The following is a 22762-nucleotide window of genomic DNA, read 5'->3' as shown; positions in this document are numbered from 1 at the left end:
TCACTGGCCGACGGCCGTCTCCACCGTGTTGCCGACTGCCTGTCCGAAACGGCCGACCTGATCGTTATAACTGCGCCGTGTTGCCGGGTCGAAGATCGCAATCGGCGTGCTGACGGCGACACTCGCTGCGCCGCCCACGGTTTGTGCGGTGCCGAGCGCCACAGCCCCCAGTCGTTCGCCAAGCCCGACATCGCTGTCGGTCACGGTCTGCCCTGCAATCAGCCGGTTTCCGATCAGCTTCACCACTTCCGGGCTTTCGGCGAACTTGCCATGGTTCAGCCTGTCGCCGCCCTTGAGCTTGGTCAGGTCCAGCACAACGATTCCGGCTTTCTCGAATTCGCTGCGATACGGCTCGACAGTCGGGTCGACCTGGCCCAGCCGGTCGATATTGCCGGAGATCCGCCGGGACAGGCTGAGAGCCCGGTCATCCTGCGATACGAAAAGGGTGAAGTGCGGGTGCTTGGGACCAAGCTCGGCAAACTGCCGGCCGAACACGTCGACATCGAGATCCGGCGAGGCCAGAATGACGTTCTGGATCTTGGGCGCCACGCGACCGTCGCGGATTGCCATTTGGCGCAGCGCCTCGACCGTGAGCCAGGACCCCATGGAATGCGCCATGATCGTCACTTCGCCGACCGCAGGATCGGTAGAAAGCTGACGCAGCATGTTCTCCAGCGCATCGCGGGAATAGTTGGTGCTTTCCTTGTCGTAGTTATAGGCAAAGATGCTGCCGCGCGACGGCCAGGTGAAAAGTACCGGCGCCACGTCCGTATTGGAATCATGAACAATCTGCGCAAAGCGATAGACGGCATCCTCGTAGCGATTGTTGAACCCGTGGACAAAGACCATCACCCTGCGGCTCTTGGGCAGGTTATGATGCAGCCAGTTGCGCGCACCGCCGATCTGCAGCGGGGTGACCGAAAGCGTGGCGAATTCCTTGGCGGGGTTGGCAGGAAGCTTTTTCGGCCATTGCACCTGACCCACTTCACGTGCGCTGTCGGGCGGTATCGAAACCTTGATTTCAGTGACGGAGGGTTCTCGTCCGCGTTCACCGGAGAACAGGATGCCGGGCGCTTCGGTCGGCTTGCGGGTTGTCGCCACCAGCACATCGACGGTCGAGGTATCGGGAACGGACGCAGTAGCAGTCGGAATGAGCACGCCTTCGGGCCTGCCGGCGCAGCTCGAAAGCGCAGCGACGAGCGAAGCAACGGCAATCAGGCGAAACGAAAATCCGGCACGGTTTTGCAAGCGAACTCCAACAGCTTATCCCCGGCACCACAGCTCGTGAGTAGTTGAGCGCGAAGGTGCCGTCCACTGCTAAACGGAGGAGATGACAGCGACAAGTCACTCTTGGTTCTGACCTGTCGCCGTGTTGCAACGGCGCTGGAGCAATGCCAGCAAAAGTGGAAACCGGTTTTGCGTCCGGAATTGCGCGGAAATAAGGTGCTTACCGCAACTCCCGCCGCAGGATCTTGCCGACATTGGATTTCGGCAGCAGATCGCGGAATTCGATGACGCGCGGCCGCTTGTAGTTGGTCAGGTTCGCGGCACAATGGGCCTTGAGATCCGCCTCGCTCAGGTTCGGGTCCTTCTTCACCACAAACAGTTTCACCGCCTCGCCGGAATTCGGGTCGGGAATGCCGACTGCTGCACACTCCAGCACGCCGGGATGCATCGCCGCCACTTCCTCGACCTCGTTGGGATAGACGTTGAAGCCGGAAACCAGGATCATGTCCTTCTTGCGGTCGACGATTTTGACATAGCCCTGGCGGTCCATGTAGCCCATGTCGCCGGTGCGGAAAAAGCCGTCCGGCGTCATCACCTTTGCGGTTTCATCCGGCCGGTTCCAATAGCCCGCCATCACCTGTGGGCCGCGAATGCAGATTTCGCCCACATCGCCAAGTTCGACATCATGGCAGTCATCGTCCCGGATCGCAATTTCGGTCGACGAGACCGGCAGGCCGATCATGCCGGAAAATTCCTTGGTATCCAGCCGGTTGGCGGTCGCGACGGGAGAGGTCTCGGAAAGTCCGTACCCTTCCGTGATCGGGCAGCCGGTCATTGCCAGCCAGCGCTCGGCGACCGGCCGCTGCACCGACATGCCGCCGCCGAAGACGAGGATCAACGACGAGTGGTCGAGCTTCTGGAAGTCGGCATTGTTCATTAACGCATTGAACAGCGTATTCAGTCCCGGAAAGATGTGAACGGGGTGTTTCTGTAATTCCTTGACGAAGGCCGGGATGTCGCGCGGATTGGCGATCAGAAGGTTATGGCTGCCGGTCGCAACCCCCATCAGCGAATTCACCGTCAGTGCGAAGATGTGATAGAGCGGCAGCGCGCAGAGGAACTGCAGCTGCTCCGGGCGCGGCTTGTTGAGGAAGGCGGTTTCCAGCCATGTTCCCATCTGCTCCTTGTTGGAGAGAAGGTTGGCATGGGTGAGGATGGCGCCCTTGGATACGCCGGTTGTTCCGCCGGTATATTGAAGAAAAGCGACATCATGCGGGCCGACGTCAATCGACCTCAGCGTCGTTCCTGCGCCTTCATTGAGTACGGTCCTGAAGCTGGAATGGCCGGGCAGCGACCATGCCGGTACCAGCTTCTTCACCTTGCGCACGACCAGATTGACGATATGCCCTTTGACGCCCAGCATGTCGCCCATCGTCGCAACGACGACATGTTTGACGCTTGTCGCAGGCAACACCTGCTGCGCGGTTGCGGCAAAATTCTCCAGCAGAAACAGCGCTTTCGCACCGGAATCCTTCAGCTGATATTCAAGCTCGCGCGGCGTATAGAGCGGATTGACGTTGACGACCACCAAGCCGGCGCGAAGAATGCCGTAGACGATCACCGGGTTCTGCAGGACGTTCGGTAGCATCACCGCTACGCGGTCGCCCTTCTCCAGCCCCTTGGCCTGAAGCCAGCCGGCTATTCTGCGGCTTTCGGCCTCCAACTGACGGAATGTCAGCGATTTTCCCATGCTGGTGAAGGCGGGCCGGTCACCATAACGGGCGCAACTCTCCTCGAAAAGCTGCCCGAGCGAGCGATGAGCCAGCGGCGGAATCTCTTCGGGCACTCCGGGCGGATAGGACTTCAGCCAGATCTTGCGCGGGTTCGTCGGGGCTCTCGCCACCTGTTCGTTCATGAGAGCATCCTCCATGCTCGTTGCCCTTACCTGAAGGCTATGGAAAAGTCCTCCACTTCTCCAAAGCCTATATTAGGTCATTCACAGGAACCGGAAAAGACTGGTCCATTCTCGAACAGCTAGATGACTTTAACGTAAGCGTCAATTGTCGCAGGCCGAGAAGATTTTCGGGAACGATTGCCGTGGGGGGAAGTTCTATTCACATGACGAAAAGATCAAAGGAGGTACGTCATGTTGCATCAGGAACCCCGTGCAGGTCAGGATCCGTATGTGAAGGATACGCCTTCGCTGATCGCCAGTGATAAGGTTGAGGGCACTGCAGTCTATGGCGCCGACGGTAAGCGGATCGGCTCGATCGAACGCATTCTGCTCGAAAAGCGCGGCGGCCGTGTCAGTTATGCGGTCCTGAGCTTCGGCGGTTTCCTTGGCATCGGCGATGACTATTACCCGCTGCCATGGGAAAAGCTGCACTATGACGAACAGCTCGACGGTTACCGCATCGACCTGACCAAGGATCAGATTACCGGTGCTCCGAAATATCACGATCTCGACGACGATAGTTTCTATCGAGCAAATGACCGGAAGGTTTACGACTATTACGGCGTTCCGCCTTACTGGATGTAATCCGATCTGATCGTTCTGAGAGAGGCCCCACGCGGGCCTCTTTTCGTTTGCTTAAGCCTATTCTGGCACGGTCCCGCCAAGGCGGTTTGGTCAACGGGGATTGCTGTCATGGCGGAAAAGGCGGGCGGAGTGCGTGATCTGGAGCGGGAGGATCTGCCTGCCGTGGCAGAACTTTTCCAGAAGACATTCCGTGGTTCGCAGCCTGTACGTCCTTCGATGATCCAGTATCTGCGCGAGGTGCTCTTCGATCATCCCTGGTACGACGAGGAAATTCGTTCCAAGGTTTTCATCGACAAAAGCGGCGGTGTGCAGGGCTTCATCGGTGTATTTCCATCCCGCCTCGAAATAAACGGTCGCCCCATCCGCGCGGCCTTTGCCGGCTCCATGATGGTGGATCGGCATGAGCAGAATCCACTGGCAGGTGCCCGTCTCCTGCGTGCCTTCCTCACCGGGCCGCAGGATATCTCACTGACGGAAACCGCCAATGCCCTGGCGCTCGGCATGTGGCAGAAGCTCGCCCTGCCTTTGGATATAGCTTACAGTCTCAACTGGCTGCGAATCCTGCGCCCTGCAGGCACGGCCGTTCAGGTTGCCGAGCGCGGGCTGAAAGCTGCGCGTTTTCTCCGCCCCGTTGCATCACTGTCAGACGGCATGATCGATCGCATGGGAGTGAAGGCGTTTCGGGCGCCGCCGATCCATGGGGCAGGGCGCGTAAATTTCTGGGATGCATCGCGGGAAGATTTTACCCAAGCGGTGCTGAAACTCTCCGAACTCTTTCCCCTGCGCCCGCAGTGGAACCGAGCGTCGCTGGATTGGTTCATGGATCATGCGCAGGAAAAGCGCCAGTTTGGTAAGCCCTCGTGGCGTATCGCCGAGTCCCGCAGCGGCGAGCTGGTCGGTTGTTACGTCTATTACGGTCGCCCGCGCGGGATTGGCTGGCTACTGCAGGCCGTCTGCGCACCAAATATCGCCGGCGAAATGGTCGACGATCTGTTTGCACATGCCGATGCCGCGGGCTGTGTCGCTATCCGCGGCGCCGGCCATCCTTGGCTGACGCCCGAACTCATCAGCCGGAAGACGCTGTTTTACGGCCGCGCTTTTTTCGTCGCCCATGCAAAGGACAAAAGCCTGCTGGAACCGATCAAGGCCGGCGAAGCCCTGATCAGCGGGCTCGCCGGAGAAAACTGGATGCGCCTGATCGGCGACGATTTCGACTGAGCCCGATCGGGTTTAGTCGAGCATCGTCAGCGGCGGGGCGTGCAGGTAATCGGCAACCTTGCGCTTCGAGGCGATATTGCGCCAGACCGCATCCACCTGATCCGGTGTAAGCCCCGCGGCGTCCGCGGTCTCTTCGCGGGAAATACCGTTATCCAGCGCATAGAGGCAGATATCCATCCGGTCATAGGGCAGCGAGAAATAATACTCGTCCTGTCCCTGTGGCAGCGACCATGTGTCGGTCGTCGGTGGGCGACGGCGGATCTCTTCCGGCACGCCGAGCGCTTCCGCCAGCTGATAGACCTGGGTCTTGTAGAGATGCGCGATCGGCTTGAAATCGGCCGCGCCATCGCCGTTCTTGACGAAGAACCCCTGGTCGTATTCGAGCCTGTTCGGAGTGCCTGCAACGCCGAAGTTCAGACGGTCGGCATGATAATATTCGATCTGCTTGCGCGTCCGCTGCTTCATGTTGGCGGCGGCGATCATGCCGAGATAGACGTCGAGCGGCATCCGGTGCCGGCTCTGCTCGCCTTGCGGATTGGCGACCACCAGCCAGGAGATGTTGTAACCGCGCCCCGTGAGAGCATCCTCCAGCACCACCTTGCAGCCCCAGCCGTCACCGAATTCCGGCACGACCTGACGGATAAAGCCGTCACGGCGGGCGTAGCAGCCCTGGGCGGCGAGTGACGGGCCGATATCCTCCAGTACCGTTTCGATGCCAACCGCCTCCGCCAGCGCCTTGCCGAGCCGCAGACTGTCCGGGTCGCTGTCATGTTCCGGCATGAACACGCCGGTCACCTTGCCCTTGCCGAGCGCGCGGGCGCAAAGCGCGGCCGTCACGCTGGAATCGATGCCGCCGGAAAGGCCGAGCACGGCACCGCGCTTGCGTAGGTCTTTCAGTACCGTCAGGCGCAGCCATTCGCAAATGCGCTCGATCTCCGCCTCGGCATCGAGCACGAGGTTCTTTGCGGAAAACGATGTGGTCGGTTTCAAGCGGGCAGGGGCGTTTGTCATGCGACATTGTCCTCGATATCGGGAGCGGATTGTTCGGCCGTAAGGCGGATCTTACCGGTGCTGGTCTTTGGCAGTGCGTCGCGAAACTCGACGCTTTTCGGCACCATATAATCTTCGAGATGAGCCGCGCAGTGGCGCAGGATATCCTTTTCGGAAAGTTCGGCATCAGGCTCCAGCGCGACATAGGCGCGGATCAACTGGCCGAACACCGGATCATCAACGCCGGCGACAGCCGCCTCTCGAATACCGGGAAGCGCGTAGAGAACCCGCTCCACTTCCTGTGGACTGACCTTCTCGCCGCGGGTCTTGATGATGTCGTCGCGCCGGCTGACGAAATACAGAAAGCCGTCTTCGTCGGCCCTGAACAGGTCGCCGGTATGAAGCCGTCTGCCATGGGCAACGGGCAGCAGCTTGGTGGACGAACTCAGCTCGTCTCTCCAGTAGCCGCTCATTACATGCGGTCCTTCGATCACCAGTTCACCGATCTCGCCGGCGCCGAGCGCACTACCGTCCTCATCGATGATCAAGGCGCGCGTTCCCGGAATGGCCCGGCCGACGGAGAGCGGCCGCCGATCGGCCTCTTCCGCCGGAAGATAGGTCGCGCGAATACATTCCGTCTGGCCGTACATCAGAAACAGTTGAGTGTCCGGCAGCAGGGCACGAAGACTCTGGCTGACAGACGGAGGCATGGCGGCGGCAGCGCTGGTGATATAGCGTAGCTGGGGCAGGAAATCCGGCTGTAGATCCTGCATGCCCGTGATCAACGCCGCCATCGGCGGCACCAGCGGAAATCCGGTTGCCTTCACTTCAGCGAGGCGTTGAAGCGTCTTGCGCGGAAAGGCAAAGCTCTTCTCCAGAACCAGTGTTCCACCGACCATCACCATGGTCAGGATCTGGGTGATCCCGTAACCGAAGGAGATCGGCAACACGCTCAATATTATGTCGTCGGAGTGGTTTTCCAGATAGTCGATAATCGCGCCACAGGCCGCGAGCAGGCTGGCATGGCTGTGCATCACGCCCTTCGGCGTGCCGGTCGAACCCGATGTGTGGATCAGAAGCGCCAGCGCTTCGCTGTCCACCTGTCGCGGCAGTTCGGCCTTGCCGTCATGAGTGGCAATCGCCTCATAGGCCAGCCAATCTTCGGTGGCGCTCGTTGGCAGGGTGCCGAATGCAATTTTGAGAGGAACATGATCCGCACCGCTGAGTGCACTGTCCACCAAGCTCAGGAAACGGGCCTGCGCAAGGATGGTATAAGGTTCTGTACTCTCGATGATGGCGCGCAGCTTGTCCTGCTTGATCGAGGCATGGAGAGGGCAGGGTACCGCCCCGGCCTTCCACGCGGCGAAGAATGCGACGACCGCCTCGGCCGAATTTTCGGCAATCATCAAAACCCGATCGCCGACCTTGATACCGTTCGCGACCAGGCTTGCCGCCAGATAGTCCGATAGTCTGTCCAACTCCCCGTAGGACAGCTGGGTCCCGCCGGCGATCAGCGCCATCTTCGATCCGAAACGACCGGCGCTTTGGCGAAGATGATCCTCGATACGCATGGCCGGTCCGCTGGCCTCAAGCCGCCGCGGCCGGCAGCTTCGATGCCAGATATCGCGTCATGTTGGCGATGCTGTCGAGATTTTCCGGAACGATCTCATCGTCCGCAATGGAAATGCCGAACGTCTGCTCCAGAAAGGCGATGACTTCGAGCACGCCGGTGGAATCGATCACGCCGCTTTCCAGCAATGACTGATTGTCGTCGAGTTCAGCATCGGCGCGAAACAGAAAGTTTTCCGCAATGAATTCCCGCACGGGAGCGTTGAACTTGTCGGCCATCAGAATAAGCCTTCCCCAGAGAGTGGCCTATTCAGCGGTTTCAACACGCGCGGCCACTATTACCCATGGTCTGACCCTGCATCAAACACCTGAATCTTTCGCTAAGCCCGCATTTCCACTTTGATACATTCCCGAAAATGTTCAGGTCGATACTTTACAGAGCGTTGGACGGCGTGCCTTTTTCGAAATTCTCGACATGTCCGATTACCTGCGCCCAGAGCGCTTGCATCGCCTCGTCGCTCGCCCAGGCGACATGCGGGGTGAGGATTACATTCGGCCGGTCGAGCACGATCAGAAGTGGATTGTCGGCTGCCGGCGGCTCTTTGGTCAGCACGTCGAACCCGGCGCCGGCAATCAGCCCCTCATCCAGAGCCGTCACAAGGTCGGCCTCATTCACCAGCCCGCCCCTTGCGGTATTGATGATCAGCGGATGCCTTTTCATCCGGCGGAATTCCTCGATACCGATCAGATCGCGCGTCTCGGGCTTCAGCGGCATATGCAGCGTGATGATGTCGGCCTCTTCGAGCACCGTTTCGAACGGCGTATAGCCCTCCGCCGCCTTGGCTGCACCCTTGCGTCCGGCAAACATCACCTTCATGCCCAGCGCCTTGGCGATCCGTGCCACCGATTGGCCCAGCGTGCCGCCACCGAAAATGCCGATCGTGGAATTGGCCAGATCACGGATCGGATGGTTGAAGAAGCAGAACTGGTTGGCGCGCTGCCACTCGCCTGCAATCACATCCTCGCGAAAGCCGACGATCGAGCGGCGTAGCGCAAAGATCAGCGCAAACGTATGCTCCGGCACGGTATTGACCGCATAACCGCGCACATTCGAAACCACGATGCCGCGCTCCTTGGCGAAGGCGAGATCGATTACGTCGTAGCCGGTCGCCGCGACCGTGATCATTTTCAGCTTCGGCGCAGCCTTGATCGACGCTTCGCGCACCGGTGCCTTGTTTGTGATGACGATATCCGCCTCGCGGATTCGTCCCGCCACCTCTGTCTCCGGCGTCTTGCCATATTCGACCCATTCATGGGGAAAGCTCGGCCGGGTGATCGTCACCGCAGGACCGATCGTGTCGCGATCGAGGAAAACAATCTTCGTCATTGGAGCCTCCCAAAAAAGTAAAGCATGTCGCGCAAAAGTGTGCAGCGGTTTTGCGCTGAAGACATGCGACAAATCAAGAATCTAAAGCGTGTGAGCGAATCCGAAGGATCGCGACACGCTTTAGTTCCGGCTTGCATTCGGCGCGCGCCTGTTTGAGGAATGTAGTCCTACAACATTCGGGCTTTCGTGAAAGCCCGAAGAACGGCCAAGTTGACCTGTATGGGGGAGTTGCATGGGGGAAGTTCTCGACCTCGATTGCGTGGTCGTCGGTGGTGGTGTCGTCGGTCTGGCTATTGCCCGCCGGCTGGCGATGGCGGGGCGTGAGGTCGTCGTTCTCGAAAGCGAGCCGTTGACTGGCAGCATCACCTCCTCGCGCAACAGCGAGGTCATCCATGCCGGGCTCTATTATGCAAGCGGCAGCCGCAAGGCGGAACTCTGCGTCAAGGGCAGGGATGCGCTTTATGCCTATTGCCGCGCGCGCCATGTCCCGCACCGCCAATGCGGCAAGCTTGTCGTCGCTTCCGACCCCGATGAGGTCGCCTATCTGGAAAAGCTGCTGAAACAGGCTGCAGCCAACGGCGTCGACGATTGCTACCTCATCGATGCCGCGGAACTGCATGCACTCGAGCCGCAGATTACCGGCCATGCGGCGCTCTTTTCGCCGTCGACCGGCATCATCGACAGCCACGGCCTGATGGATGCCTATATTGCCGATATCGAGGCTCATGGCGGCACGATTGTCGTAAACTCTCCGCTTCTCTCCGGCGAATTGACAGCCAATGGGCTAAATCTCTCCGTTGGCGGCAATGACCCTTTCACCGCGAACGCACGGCTGGTTGTTAATTCGGCGGGGCTTGAGGCATGGTCGGTCTCTGAAAACTTGGCAGGGCTTGATCCTGCAACAATTCCGCATCGCTCCTACGCCAAGGGCAATTATTTTGCCCTGTCTGGCAAGGCACCGGCCAGTCGGCTGATCTATCCGGTACCGGAACCGGGTGGCCTCGGCACGCATCTGACACTCGATCTCGCCGGACAGGCGCGGTTCGGGCCTGATGTCGAATGGGTGGAAGCCCCAAACTACGATGTCGATCCGGCCCGCTCGGAAAAATTCTATGCCGCGATCCGTAAATACTGGCCGCATCTGAAGGATGCCTCGCTGCAGCCGGCCTATGCCGGCGTGCGGCCAAAGACGGTAGGCCCCGAAGGCGGTGGCGGCGGCGACTTCATCATCCAGGGACCGCAGGTTGCGGGACATCAGGGTTACGTGGCGTTATACGGTATCGAATCTCCTGGCCTCACCTCGTCGCTTGCCATCGCCGATGAGGTCTGGAGGCTGATTTCCGAATAAAAGTCGTGGGTATGGACCGGTCAGCCTCGGCATCCGCCCTTGTGTCATGTCCCTGACATCCGTCCGTGCTTGGCTCCTTCGCCAAGCCCGATGAGCCGCGCCCCATGAAGGCGGAGCCCGACGCTGATATATCGAGGCCCAACGGAGATCGCTTGTGATGTCGCTTATTCTAGGCCTTGTTTCCGGTGCACTGATCGCTGCCAACGGCATCAGTATCGGCATTGCGATGGGTCGCCTGTCGCGCAGAGGCAGCCCGGCACCAGCGCTCACCGAAAAGCCGCCTGTCTCCGTCGTCATCCCGGCCTGCGGCATCGAGAATTTCACCCCCCTGACGCTAGAACGCGCCTTCGATCTGGATTGGCCGGACTACGAGCTGATTTTCTGTGTTGCCGATGCGCGTGACACGGTCATTCCGACGGTCAAGGAGGTCATGGCGAGGCATCCCGAAATCAAGGCAAGCCTGCTGATTGGCGACGACCGCGTCAGCGCCAATCCGAAGCTCAACAATTGCGTCAAGGGTTGGCGTGCTGCGGTGAACGACTGGGTTGTCCTGGCCGATTCCAACGTTCTGATGCCGCGCGATTATATTGGCCATCTCATGGCGGCGCGTCGACCGAACACCGGTCTTGTTTGCTCCACTCCGCTCGGCTCTCGCCCGGAAGGTTTCTGGGCAGAAATCGAATGCGCTTTCCTGAACTCCCAGCAGGCACGCTGGCAATATGCCGGCGAAGCAGTTGGCCTCGGATTTGCCCAGGGCAAGAGCATGTTGTGGTTCAAGCCGATGCTCGATGCGGAAGGCGGCATCGCCGCACTCGGTGCCGAAATTGCTGAGGACGCTGCCGCGACCAAGCTGGTGCGCCGTCTCGGCCGCAAGGTCCATCTTGTCGCCTCGCCATTCGAACAGCCGCTCGGCAGGCGCGAACTCACTCAGATATGGTCTCGACAAGCCCGTTGGGCGCGCCTGCGCCGGGTCACCTTTCCGGCCTTCTTCGTGCCGGAAATCCTGCTCGGTTGCCTGCCGCCGCTTCTACTGGCGCTTGCTGCGGCAGCCTTGTCGACAGGCTCCCCCTCATTCTCGATGATCACCCTTGCCGTCCTCACTGCGGTCTATCTTCCCGAGCTCGCTCTGATCCTGGCAAAGAACTGGCACCTCTCGGTTTGGACGCTTCCTGCTATGCTTGCACGCGATGTGTTGTCACCCGCAATCTGGATGAAAAGCTGGCTGAGCGGTTCATTCGACTGGCGCGGCAACACGATGACGATCGGCACCGAGACAAGCGAGCTGAGTTCTGCGTCCCCGCCCCATTGAAGCCGGGACTAAGGTCAATATCTCCGCGAGCTTCCCATTTGGTTGCGAACCGCTCTATACCGTCTGCTCAGGCAGTTTACGGCTCAGGGCAGGCGCGATGATCGGGGATATCGAGAGGAGAGTGCGGGCAGGCAGAAACCTGCGGATGATGCGCATCCTGCTTGGCGCTGCCGCGTTTTTCATGCCTCCGCTTGTCTCATTGAGAAAGCTGTCGGCTCTTCTCTTCGAGGGCCGGATGCTGATCGAATACCATGCCGACCGACCCGAAGCGGCGGAAAATCTATTCATCCGCCGTGTAAGGAAGAAGCAGCTCACCTTTTGGAGCATATCGACTTACATCACCAGAGTGGTGGAGCCCGGTCACGCTCGGCGGCTGGCCGAAATCCTTGGCGATCCGCGCCTCTCCCCGGGGGCGGCGGTACTTCTGCGCGCAGCTTCTCAGCGTCAGATGAAGGGCGGAAACGAGCCTGCGGGAGTGAACGATTCCGATCAGCAACGTTATCACGAACGACTTGCCGAAGACGGACTGGCCTTCATGCAGGCGGAGCCGGGCTATCTCGACCTGACACTGGCCCTATCGACGGCCCTTTCCGCGGAAGCCTGTGATCGAGAGGACATTTTCGCCGGTGCCATCAGGCATCTGACCACGCAGCTGGTCCATATCGAAAATGATCGAACTCTAGCCCGGTGGCATATGGGCGATGTGGTGACCGCAAGGCTTAGCCTTTTCGATCTTGATGGCGCCCTGCATTTCGTCTCCTCGTCCCATCTGTCAGGAATGACAAAGACACAAAAACTCTCTGCGGAGCTGCAATCTATCGTGGATGAGACCGTGGGTTTTCGTCATGTGATCCGCAAAGCCCATGAGGATATCCTGGCCCGTGCCGGCGGTAGCCGGCTGGCTGTTGTTGCTGACCTGCTCGTCATCTTTTTGCCGGCCGCCGCTTTTCGAAGAAACAAGATCGATTATCCCGGCTTTCGCTCGGACATCCGCTTTGCCCTTTCCGGCATAGTCAAGGCACTCGACAAGCATGGAATACCCTATGCGGTCAGAAGCAGATTGCGGACCCATGGCGTGCTGAATATGTCAGCCCCGTTCTTCGCCTATCACACCGTCTCCGAAACGGATTTCGGCCTGCATTTCAAGGAGACCGACCGGCCGTCCCTGTTCAGCTTCGATCCACGTGGCTATGCAGGCTGGTCAAGATTTTCGACCATGACGCTGGATGAACTGCACGCAGCGGATGTGTCCCAGGAGGCCGCGAGCGACTTCTTCTATCGTGAAAGGCAGCGCGTCATCGGCGGCAATCTGTCGAAATACCGGCAGGCGGATGTCTCCAATGTCGAGGAACTGCCGGAAAAGTTCATTTTCGTCGCGCTGCAACTGATCGGCGATGCCGTCAGCCAACTGGCCTATCTCGACCTGTTCGAAATGGTGGATGACGTCGTCCGGGCAGCGCAGGCTCATGGCATGGCCGTCGTCATCAAGCGGCATCCCCTGTGCACGACGCCGGAAGTCTCGCATTATCTCGGCGAACTCGTCTCCAGAGGCACGATCCGACAGGTCTATTCGAGCATCCACGCCATCATTCCGAAGGCTGAAGCTGTCTGCGTCATCAATTCGGGTGTTGGCGCGGAAGCGCTGCTGCACGAAAAACCGGTCTATGTCTTCGGCCGCTCGGATTACATGGCCGGATGTTTCGTCTGCAAAAGCCGCGGCGATTTTGCCGATCAGTTCGTCCCTGGCCGATCAAGGCTGTCGCCTGATGAGCTGCGGAAATTCTGGTATCTCTTGAGAAATACCTATGCGGTGGACCTGCGCGACCGCGATCGCGCGACAGCCGAAATCGAAACGCGAGTGATTGACCATTTGAAAACGTATCAGGTAGGCAGCCGTTTCGCAGGCGAAGACCATTGACCCGGTCTTGGTCGCGTAAATAAAGATTCGCGCTTCAATGAAACGAGAACAAAATCACTCTATTGACATAGGAAGAATGGTGCCGCTTGCAGGACTCGAACCTGCGACCCCATCATTACGAATGATGTGCTCTACCACCTGAGCTAAAGCGGCCCGGCAGTGGCGACTGGCGCCAATCTGCGAGTGATGCGCTGATACAGGCAACCAATTCCGATTTCAAGCCGGTTTTCGCGATCCTGTCGTTTTTCCTCAAACAGGTCTGGTGGGGCTAAAGTCCGAGCCGTTCACGGGCCTGCAAATATTCTCCCTCCAGCCGGTCGACGAGCTTTGCCACCGGTTCGATTGCCTTGATCGCGCCCACACCCTGGCCAGCCCCCCAGATTTCCTTCCAGGCTTTCGCGCCGGTGGTCGCCTTGTCGAAATCCATCTTCGACGGATCGGCCTCAGGCAGTGCATTCGGGTCCATGCCCATCGCTGTGATCGACCCCTTCAGGTAATTGCCGTGAATGCCGGTGAAATAGTTGGAATAGATGATATCGGCTGCGGTCGAATCCACGATCATCTGCTTGTAGCCCTCTGAAGCGCGTGCCTCATCCGTAGCGATGAAGGGCGAGCCGATATAGGCCATGTCGGCGCCCATGGCCTGGGCCGCTAGAATGCCGCCACCGGTAGCGATCGCTCCGGCCAGAAGAAGCGGTCCGTCGAACCATTCTCGGATTTCCTGTACCAGTGCGAAGGGGGACAGTGTGCCCGCATGGCCGCCGGCACCGGTCGCAACTGCGATCAAACCGTCGGCACCCTTGCGGATGGCAGATTTTGCATGCCGGTTGTTGATGATGTCATGCAGCACGATGCCGCCATAAGAATGCACGGCGGCATTCACCTCCGGCACGGCGCCGAGCGAGGAGATCACGATCGGCACCTTGTACTTCACGCACATCATCAGATCGTGTTCCAGCCTCCTGTTCGACGTATGGACGATCTGGTTGACGGCAAATGGTGCCGATGGCTTGTCGGGATTGGCGGCATCATACGCTGCAAGTTCTTCCGTTATCTGTGCCAGCCATTCGTCGAGCTGGCTTTCGGGCCGCGCATTGAGCGCCGGAAAAGCCCCGACGACACCCGCCTTGCATTGCGCCAGCGTCAGTTGCGGATGCGATATGATGAAGAGCGGCGATGCCACGACCGGCAGCCGCAGCCTGTCCTTGAGGACCGCTGGAAGCATGAAAGTAACCTCCCGAATTACCTTTACGTAAGATGGTGTATCAGATGAATTTCACGGGGGGAAGTCGCCTCGGTTTAGCGGATCGAACTTACCCGCCATGGATTTGCCACCATGTTTCGGCCGTCTCATCACGGGATGAGTTGGGTCGCCTTCTTGCAGTTCGGCGCCTGAGACGTTACCGAGAGGTTAAAAATCGGAGCGTGACACGATTACGCTCGCCAGTTGGAATGAACCGGAAGGACCGGCAGTGAGCGGCCTGGAAACAGCCATAAGAAATGCCCTGGATCGCGCCGAACGTGGTGATGGCCAGGTGCGCGCCCGGATCTATCAGTCCGCCCGCCAGGCACTTGATGCCGGCCTGCGCAAGCAGGGCGTCACCGATAATCTCGTCATCATGCAGCAGCGAAAGCGGCTGGAAGACAAGATCAGCGAGATCGAGAACGAGGAGATCGACCGCCTGGCGCAGTCGGCCCAGCCTGTTCCGGCTCCCGATGTCGATCCCTTTGTCGAAATCGATGCGCCTGTCCGCCAGACCACATCACACGTTGTCCCCGACGTCTCCGTATCTGTCGACGCACCGCGTGCACCCGCTCCCCACGTGGCTGAGGCGGTTGCACTTGGTGGTGTAACCCGATCAGGAGCGACCGCAGACCGTCACTCCGAAATGCCCTCGATGGCCCCGGATATCGCGCCGGCAGGGTATGGATCCGAACAGGTGCCCGGCACGCCACCGGAAGCCTCTCCTGTCGACGAGGTTGCAGCGGCCACCGGGACGAAGGGGCGCAAAGGCCGTAAGGCCAAGCCATCCGCCGAAATTCCGGCTGGACGCCGCGGCCGGAAGAAACGTGGCTTTCTGTCTCATCTGATCACATGGATCATAACGCTGGGCATTGTCGCTGCTGGCTGCTTCATCTTCTATCAGTCGGGCATGGTGCAATCGATGATCGAGGATGCTGTGCGCAGCGCCAATCGTCCGTCGGCGCTTCAGTCCTCGGGGCAGGGGCCATCCGTGCTGTCCTCGCGCGGAGGTTTTTCAGAAGAATGGGTTTCCATCTTCCAGCCGCAGCAGGGAACGGCCTTTACCGCAGGTTCTCAAGCCAGGGCGGAAATCGCAACGGCCACCGAAGCGCAGGCGCTCAAGATCACCTCTGCCACGCCGGATGCCTCAGGAGATGTCGCAATCGAAGTGCCGGTGGAAATCCTGCGCGAGCTTGCCGGCAAGAGTTCCACGCTGGCGCTGACCATCCAGTCGGCAGCAAACCAGCACTCGCAGATTTCGGTCCGCTGCGATTTCGGCAGCCTCGGCAGCTGTTCGCGCCACCGTTTCACGGCAACGCAGGAAAAGCTCGACGCGCTGTTCAAGGTAAGCTTCGACCGCACGATGGCGCCCAATGCGCCCGGCCGCATCATCGTTAACACCGGTATTCAGGGTGCCGATCGCCCGGTCTTTATCTATTCCGTTCGCGCTCTGCCGGGTCAGTGACCCGGCAGCTTCGCCTGCCGGATCGTCTTTATTTGAGATACTTCGGCCCGAACCCGAGGATCTTGTCGTCGATCTCGCCGATGGCATCCTTGTCCTTGCCTTCGTAGTCGAGAGACAGAAGGATGTGGCGGATCGCGTTCAGCCTTGAACGCCGCTTGTCGTTGGCCCGCAGGATCGCCCAGGGCGCCTCCTTGGTGTGGGTCTCTTCCAGCATTTTGTTGCGTTTTTCGGTGTACTGATCCCATTTCGTCAGCGCGGCGATATCCATCGGCGAGAGCTTCCAGATCTTCAGCGGATCATGGCGTCGGTCGTGAAAGCGCTTCAGCTGCATTTCCTGGCCGATATCGAGCCAGAACTTGAAGAAATGCACGCCATCTTCAACCAGCAGCTTTTCAAACCGCGGCGTCGCCCGCATGAAGCTGTCATATTGCGCCGGCGTGCAGAACCCCATGACCGGCTCGACCACGGCGCGGTTATACCAGGAACGGTCATAAAGAACGATCTCGCCCTTGGTCGGGAAATGCGTTGCATAGCGCTGGTAATACCATTGCCCCGCCTCGGTCTCCGTCGGTTTGGTCAGAGCGACGACCCTCGCCGAACGTGGATTGAGATAAGTGCGGATGGAAAAGATCGTGCCGCCCTTGCCGGCCGCGTCCCGGCCTTCGAACAGCGCCACCATCCGCTTGCCCGTCGCCTGCATCCAGAACTGCATCTTGACCAGTTCGATTTGCAGCTTCTCAAGCTGCTTTTCGTATTTGTCCCGGTTCAGCTTGTCGTCATAGGGATAATCGCCCGAAGAAAGCGCTTGGTCGTCGATCCAGTCCGGCAGGGTTGGGTTGTCTATGTCAAATCGCCGTTTCTTTCCCCCGATTGTCAGATCGACCGTCCTGCTTTCACCCGTTGACATGCCTGCTCTCCTCTTTGTCCTCGGTATCTCTTATGACGACGCGCTGCGCCATGGCGGCACGCTATCCGAAAGGTGGCATTCCGGCATAGGTTTTCCATAGACCCTGATGCACAAGTGTCATGGAAGGCTTATATGACCACATGTTTAGCAAGCAAAATGCCGGGATGTGGCCCGGGATCCAGTTGGGGTTGTCATGGCGTCGAGTGCAGAGCAGGCAGGCGGAGGTCTTATCGCCGCGATGAGAAGAGAATGGCGTCTCTTCTTGTTGCTGACGGTGTCTGCATTGGCCGCGATTGCCGCAGGTCTGCCCTGGTATTGGGTTGCTCTGGTCTGGCTGATTCTTGTCCTGGCGGTTTCGGCCCGGCCTCCGGTCGTCATGCCCGTCGCGGAACTGGAGAAGTTTGAGGAAGAAGAGCTGGCGTCCGATCCACTGCCCAGTATCACAGCGACGCTTTCCGCTCTCGATATCCCGGTCCTACTGTTGAATGCCGAGGCGATCGTTTTGTGGGAAAACAAGGCGGCGGAAAAGGCGCTTGGCCTGCTGCCGATCGGCTCGCATCTCTCGGCGCGCCTGCGCTCGCCGGGTATTCTCGACATGGTCAAGGAGACGATCGCAACCGGCGAGCCGAACCAGATCGAGCATTCTGAAAGGCTCCCCTCCGAGCGCGTCTACCTCCTGCGCATCGCGGCAATGGAGCCGCTGGACGCTTTCGGTGCGGAAAAACTCTTCCTCCTGTCGTTCAAGGATATCTCCGAACTTCGCCGGCTCGATCGCATGCGGTCCGATTTCGTCGCCAATGCCAGCCATGAATTGCGCACCCCGCTTGCCTCGCTGCGCGGGTTCATCGAGACCATGCAGGGGCCGGCGCGTTCTGATGATGCCGCCAAGGAACGGTTTCTCGGCATCATGCTGGATCAATCGACCCGCATGAGCCGCCTTGTCGACGATCTCCTGTCGCTTTCGAGGCTCGAACTGAAATCCCATATCGCGCCTGACCAGTCAGTCGATCTTCGTCCGGTTATAGGCCATGTCCGTGATGCGCTGCTGCCGCTGGCGGAGGAGCTTGGCGTCGAAATCCGCCTTCATCTGCCGGAACAAAAGGTCGAGGTCCTGGGGGATCGCGACGAACTGGTGGAAGTCGTCGAGAACCTGATCGAGAATGCCTGCAAATATGGTCAGGAGGGCAAGTTCGTCGATGTCTTCCTGCGCAACGAGCCATCCCAGCCGGTGGAAGTCAGTGTCGTCGACCGCGGTCCTGGCATCCCTGCTGAACATGTTCCGCGACTTACCGAGCGTTTTTATCGGGTTAGCGTTGCCGACAGTCGGTCGAAAAAGGGCACCGGCCTGGGACTCGCCATCGTCAAGCATATCCTCACCAGACACCGCGCCCGCCTCATCGTGAAGTCAGAACTGGGCAAGGGATCCGAGTTTACCGTCAGATTCTGACATAAAACATACGTACTGCACAGGCGTGCAACAGTATTATGTAGTGAAATCAGACATTTAATTTGTCACAAATGTTTCATCGAAGTGACATAAAAGCTGAGGTCAACGGCCGCTAATAGGAGCGGGCAAGAAGCCGGCAGGTGCGAAAGCCGGCGATCAAAGCTTTCACAAACCCCATCATGGGAGAGATCGATGAACATGTTGAAACTTTCTGCAGCTGCCCTCGTGGCCTCTGTCGCATTCGCCGGCGCTGCTGCCGCTCGCGACCAGGTCCAGGTTGCCGGCTCCTCCACCGTTCTGCCGTACGCCAAGATCGTTGCTGAAACTTTCGCGGAAACCTTCCCGAACTTCAAGGCTCCGGTTGTTGAATCCGGCGGCACCGGCGGCGGTCTGAAGGCTTTCTGCTCGGGCGTTGGTGAAGGCACGATCGACGTTGCCAATGCTTCGCGCAAGATCAACAAGAGCGAAGCCGAAGCCTGCAAGGCAGCTGGCGTTACCGACGTTCAGGAAATCCGCATCGGTTACGACGGCATCGTATTTGCCGCTGATAGCTCGAACGGTGACATGAAGATCGAGCCGAAGGATCTCTACAAGGCTCTCGCCGCTGAAGTTGTTGTTGACGGCAAGCTCGTCGCCAACCCTTACAAGAACTGGTCGGACATCAACGCTACCCTGCCGAAGGGCCCGATCGCTGCCTATATCCCGGGCTCCAAGCACGGCACCCGCGAAGTCTTCGAAGAGAAGATCATGGCTGAAGGCTGCAAGGAAGCCGGCGCCACCGACGTCATCAAGGCTGCCATCACCGATGCCAAGCAGGCTGCTGCCAAGTGCGTTGCAGTCCGTAAGGACGGCGTTGCTGTCGACATCGACGGCGACTACACCGAAACGCTGGCCCGTATCGCTGCCAACAAGACCGGCCTCGGCGTTTTCGGCCTGGCTTTCTACGAAAACAACAAGGACAAGCTGAAGGTTGCAACTGTTTCGGACGTCGTCGCTTCGACCGAGACGATCTCCTCCGGCAAGTACCCGGTTTCCCGTCCGCTGTACTTCTACGTCAAGAAGGCTCACCTGGGCGTTATCCCGGGCCTGAAGGAATACGTAGAGTTCTTCATCTCTGACGACATGGTTGGCCCGGAAGGCCCGCTCGCCGAATACGGCCTGGTTGCCGCTCCGGACGATCAGCGCGAACAGGTCCGCAAGGACTTCGAAGCCGGCAAGACCATGTAATGCTTGATCCGGCGCCGCTTCGGCGGCGCCGGTCTCTTATCCGGCATTCGGCCGGCGCCTTCGCAGGGCGACCTTTTAACTGGGTATTTGCGACCAATTCGGTTCCGGTGATGGGAATTGTGCGGTAGTGGCTGCCGCCGATGGCGGTAGGCCGGGGGATTCTGATGAGCACACCACTGATCTTGTTGATTTTGGCGATCATTGCGATCGTCTGTTATGTCGTTGGGACCCGACATGCGCTGGCGATCGCTGGCGGACTGTCCTCCAAACTCCATTCTCGTCCCGGCTATTATGGCTCGTTCGTCGCGATCTGCGCCGTCCTGCCGGCCGCGATCGTTCTGGCTGCCTGGCTGATTGCCAGCCCGCTCTACATCAATTCCACCATTCGCGGCGGTTTCCCCGAGGATGTGAAGGCCAGGTCAGAAGCTGAGCAGGGTCTCGCTTTCGGCATGGTCAACTCGCTTGCCCGCGGCATGGATATCCTGACGCTGGACGAGATCGACAGGGTCGGCAGCAACCCTGCCGAACTTCGAAGCGCGCTCGGCGCCAAGGGCGTTGCGCTTGCCGGTGATCCGGAACCGTACATGGTCGAATCCGCCGGCGACCTCAATGCGATGAACAAGATCAGCAACCGTGTCATGACGGCTGTTGTGCTGATCGTTGCGCTGATTGGCGCAGGTCTTTCCTATACCCGCATCTCGCATCGCTTCCGCGCCCGCAACAGGGTCGAACGTGTCATCCTTGGCGCGCTTGTCGTCGCTTCGTCGATCGCGATCATCACGACGATCGGTATCGTCATGTCGATGCTGACGGAAGCCGGCCACTTCTTCGGCCGCGTTCCTGCCTGGGAGTTCTTCTTCGGCACCGTCTGGGATCCGCGTTTCGCTGCAGCCGGTGCGAGCGCCTCTGAGGGCCAGTTCGGTCTGATCCCGCTGTTGCTCGGCACGCTTTATATCGGCTTCGTCGCAATGCTCGTGGCCGTACCGGTCGGCCTGTTCTCGGCAATCTACATGTCGGAATATGCCTCGCCGAAGCTTCGTTCGATCGCCAAGCCGCTGCTCGAAGTTCTCGCCGGTATCCCGACCATCGTCTATGGCTTCTTCGCGCTGACCACGGTCGGTCCGTTCCTGCGGGATCTTTCCTCCAGCATCAACGGCATCGCCACCGGTGATTTCGCCAACTTCATCCAGGCGCAGTCGGTTCTCACGGCCGGTTTCGTCATGGGCATCATGCTGATCCCTTACGTTTCCTCGCTGTCGGACGACATCATCACCGCAGTGCCCCGCGCCCTTCGTGACGGTTCGCTCGGTCTCGGCGCAACCAAATCGGAAACCATCAAGAAGGTCGTCATGCCGGCTGCTCTGCCGGGTGTTGTCGGCGCTCTCCTGATGACCGCCTCCCGTGCCATCGGTGAAACCATGATCGTGGTTCTCGCTGCCGGTGTGGCGGCCCGCATGCAGCTCAATCCATTCGAGCCGATGACGACGGTGACCGTCAAGATCGTCAGCCAGCTGACGGGCGACCTTGAATTCACCTCGCCGCAGACGCTCGTCGCCTTCGCACTGGGTATCACACTCTTCGTGATCACGCTTTGCCTCAATATCTACGCGCTCTTCATCGTGCGCAAATACCGGGAGCAGTACGAATGACCGACGTGGTTTCTTCCCCCGCCGGCGTCCTGGCGAAGCCCGCCCGTCGCGATATCGGCATCAAGCGCCGCTACGCCGCAGAACGTCGCTTCCGCGCCTATGGCATCGCCGCCCTGTCCTTCGGGCTTCTTTTTCTCGCGCTGCTTCTGTGGTCGGTCGTTTCCAAGGGATATACCGCCTTCCAGCAGACGATGATCACCGTTCCGGTCGAATTCTCCGAACAGATCATCGACAAGGATAACGAGCGCGCCACCGATCCGCAGAAGCTGGTGACGGCCAATTACCCGCTCATCGCCCGTAATGCCGTCGCCAAGGTGCTCGGCGTTGCCGAAACCGATCGTTCGGGTCTGCGCGCCGTCAACCAGATGATCTCGGACGGCGTTCGTGGCCAGCTGCGTGACATGGTTGTCGCCAACCCACAGATCATCGGCACGACCCAGACGGTCTCGCTGCTTGCCGCCGGCGATATCGACAGCGCATTCAAGGGCCAGATCGATCTCTCCGTGTCGGAAAACAACCGTAAGGTTTCCGACCAGCAGGTCGGCTGGATGAACCAGCTTGCGGAATCCGGCGCCCTCGGAAAGCACTTCAACACCGGCATTTTCGTTAACGGCAATTCCAGCCGTCCGGAAGCTGCCGGCGTCGGCGTGGCCTTGATCGGCTCCTTCTACATGATGCTGATCGTGCTCGTCCTGGCGCTGCCGATCGGCGTTGCCGCCTCGATCTATCTCGAGGAATTCGCGCCGAAGAACAAGTTCACCGACCTGATCGAGGTGAACATCAACAACCTCGCGGCCGTCCCCTCCATCGTTTATGGTCTCTTGGGTCTGGCGGTCTTCATCAACTTCATGGGCCTGCCGCGCTCGGCTTCGCTGGTCGGCGGCCTGGTCCTGACGCTGATGACGCTTCCGACGATCATCATCGCCACCCGCGCTGCATTGAAGGCGGTTCCGCCATCGATCCGTGCGGCGGCTCTCGGCCTCGGCGCCTCGAAGATGCAGACCATCTTCCATCACGTCCTGCCGCTTGCCATGCCGGGCATCCTGACCGGTACGATCATCGGCCTGGCGCATGCTCTCGGCGAAACCGCACCGCTGCTCCTGATCGGCATGGTCGCCTTCGTCGCCAACTATCCGACGACGCCGATGGATCCGTCGACAGCACTGCCGGTGCAGATCTACATGTGGGCAAACGAGGCGGAACGCGCCTTCGTCGAAAGAACTTCGGGAGCGATCATCATCCTGCTCCTGTTCCTCGTGGTCATGAATGTTGGTGCAATTCTGTTGCGTCGGCGCTTCGAACGCCGTTGGTAGGAGATC

The 22762-nt window shown here is 59.5% G+C and carries 18 protein-coding genes and 1 tRNA gene; 10 read left to right on the top strand and 9 right to left on the bottom strand.

The window, feature by feature from the left end:
* Together GGE33_RS12495 and GGE33_RS12490 are read right to left on the bottom strand one after the other, a co-directional pair.
* On the bottom strand, window positions 1–1248 hold the full coding sequence (locus GGE33_RS12495) for an alpha/beta hydrolase (RefSeq protein WP_148148332.1): 1248 nt from the start codon (window positions 1246–1248) through the stop codon (window positions 1–3).
* Between the two features lie 199 nt (window positions 1249–1447).
* Complete coding sequence (locus GGE33_RS12490; protein WP_183823498.1) at window positions 1448–3142, bottom strand: long-chain fatty acid--CoA ligase; 1695 nt, start codon at window positions 3140–3142, stop codon at window positions 1448–1450.
* Between the two features lie 231 nt (window positions 3143–3373).
* Between GGE33_RS12490 and GGE33_RS12485 the strand changes: the two genes are divergently transcribed.
* Window positions 3374–3766: a PRC-barrel domain-containing protein gene (locus tag GGE33_RS12485; protein ID WP_183823496.1), complete on the top strand. Its 393-nt coding sequence runs from the start codon at window positions 3374–3376 to the stop codon at window positions 3764–3766.
* Window positions 3767–3874: 108 nt separating this feature from the next.
* Complete coding sequence (locus GGE33_RS12480) at window positions 3875–4984, top strand: hypothetical protein (protein WP_183823494.1); 1110 nt, start codon at window positions 3875–3877, stop codon at window positions 4982–4984.
* 12 nt (window positions 4985–4996) lie between these two features.
* Here GGE33_RS12480 and nadE read toward each other — a convergent pair whose 3' ends face one another.
* From nadE to GGE33_RS12460, 4 genes are all read right to left on the bottom strand, one after another.
* Complete coding sequence (gene nadE, locus GGE33_RS12475; protein ID WP_183823492.1) at window positions 4997–5995, bottom strand: NAD(+) synthase; 999 nt, start codon at window positions 5993–5995, stop codon at window positions 4997–4999.
* Window positions 5992–7545 (bottom strand): class I adenylate-forming enzyme family protein, encoded by a 1554-nt coding sequence (locus tag GGE33_RS12470; protein ID WP_183823490.1) that lies wholly within the window; start codon window positions 7543–7545, stop codon window positions 5992–5994. Before GGE33_RS12470 ends, nadE begins: the two co-directional genes overlap by 4 nt.
* A 16-nt stretch (window positions 7546–7561) precedes the next feature.
* A complete protein-coding gene (locus GGE33_RS12465) occupies window positions 7562–7822 on the bottom strand; it encodes an acyl carrier protein (RefSeq protein ID WP_183823488.1) in 261 nt (86 codons plus the stop codon).
* A 154-nt stretch (window positions 7823–7976) separates the two neighbouring features.
* Window positions 7977–8930, bottom strand: coding sequence for a D-2-hydroxyacid dehydrogenase (locus GGE33_RS12460; RefSeq protein WP_183823486.1), 954 nt, complete (start codon window positions 8928–8930; stop codon window positions 7977–7979).
* Window positions 8931–9162: 232 nt separating this feature from the next.
* On the opposite strand from GGE33_RS12460, the gene GGE33_RS12455 reads away from it, so the two are divergent.
* The 3 genes from GGE33_RS12455 (at window position 9163) to GGE33_RS12445 (ending at window position 13505) form a co-directional block, all read left to right on the top strand.
* Complete coding sequence (locus tag GGE33_RS12455) at window positions 9163–10278, top strand: NAD(P)/FAD-dependent oxidoreductase (protein WP_183823484.1); 1116 nt, start codon at window positions 9163–9165, stop codon at window positions 10276–10278.
* A 157-nt stretch (window positions 10279–10435) separates the two neighbouring features.
* The gene (locus GGE33_RS12450) at window positions 10436–11587 is read left to right on the top strand and encodes a ceramide glucosyltransferase (protein ID WP_183823482.1); all 1152 of its coding nucleotides are present in this window, start codon (window positions 10436–10438) and stop codon (window positions 11585–11587) included.
* A 97-nt stretch (window positions 11588–11684) separates the two neighbouring features.
* A complete protein-coding gene (locus GGE33_RS12445) occupies window positions 11685–13505 on the top strand; it encodes a capsular polysaccharide export protein, LipB/KpsS family (RefSeq protein WP_183823480.1) in 1821 nt (606 codons plus the stop codon).
* 77 nt (window positions 13506–13582) lie between these two features.
* Here the strand turns inward: GGE33_RS12445 and GGE33_RS12440 are convergent.
* Window positions 13583–13658, bottom strand: a tRNA-Thr gene (locus tag GGE33_RS12440).
* Between the two features lie 115 nt (window positions 13659–13773).
* Entirely contained in the window at window positions 13774–14730 is a 957-nt protein-coding gene (locus GGE33_RS12435) for an NAD(P)H-dependent flavin oxidoreductase (RefSeq protein WP_183823478.1), read from the bottom strand.
* Window positions 14731–14977: 247 nt separating this feature from the next.
* On the opposite strand from GGE33_RS12435, the gene GGE33_RS12430 reads away from it, so the two are divergent.
* Window positions 14978–16213 carry a hypothetical protein gene (locus GGE33_RS12430; RefSeq protein WP_183823476.1) on the top strand — a complete coding sequence of 412 codons (1236 nt, stop codon included), beginning with the start codon at window positions 14978–14980 and terminating at the stop codon, window positions 16211–16213.
* A 28-nt stretch (window positions 16214–16241) separates the two neighbouring features.
* On the opposite strand, the gene ppk2 is transcribed toward GGE33_RS12430, so the two are convergent.
* On the bottom strand, window positions 16242–17120 hold the full coding sequence (gene ppk2, locus GGE33_RS12425) for a polyphosphate kinase 2 (protein ID WP_148148319.1): 879 nt from the start codon (window positions 17118–17120) through the stop codon (window positions 16242–16244).
* Window positions 17121–17313: 193 nt separating this feature from the next.
* Between ppk2 and phoR the strand changes: the two genes are divergently transcribed.
* The 4 genes from phoR to pstA all read left to right on the top strand — a co-directional run bounded on the left by phoR (window position 17314) and on the right by pstA (window position 22756).
* A complete protein-coding gene (gene phoR, locus GGE33_RS12420; protein WP_210303630.1) occupies window positions 17314–18567 on the top strand; it encodes a phosphate regulon sensor histidine kinase PhoR in 1254 nt (417 codons plus the stop codon).
* A gap of 192 nt (window positions 18568–18759) precedes the next feature.
* Entirely contained in the window at window positions 18760–19794 is a 1035-nt protein-coding gene (locus GGE33_RS12415; protein ID WP_148148318.1) for a substrate-binding domain-containing protein, read from the top strand.
* A 164-nt stretch (window positions 19795–19958) separates the two neighbouring features.
* Window positions 19959–21443, top strand: coding sequence for a phosphate ABC transporter permease subunit PstC (pstC, locus tag GGE33_RS12410; RefSeq protein ID WP_148148317.1), 1485 nt, complete (start codon window positions 19959–19961; stop codon window positions 21441–21443).
* Window positions 21440–22756: a phosphate ABC transporter permease PstA gene (gene pstA / locus GGE33_RS12405; protein WP_148148316.1), complete on the top strand. Its 1317-nt coding sequence runs from the start codon at window positions 21440–21442 to the stop codon at window positions 22754–22756. The genes pstC and pstA overlap by 4 nt, the downstream gene beginning before the upstream one ends.
* The last annotated feature ends 6 nt before the right edge of the window (window positions 22757–22762 follow it).

This window comes from Aliirhizobium cellulosilyticum, from assembly GCF_014198105.1.
GTDB lineage: Bacteria > Pseudomonadota > Alphaproteobacteria > Rhizobiales > Rhizobiaceae > Neorhizobium > Neorhizobium cellulosilyticum.
The sequence above is the reverse complement of the archived record's forward strand: the minus strand, read 5'-3'. Positions and strand labels throughout refer to the sequence as shown.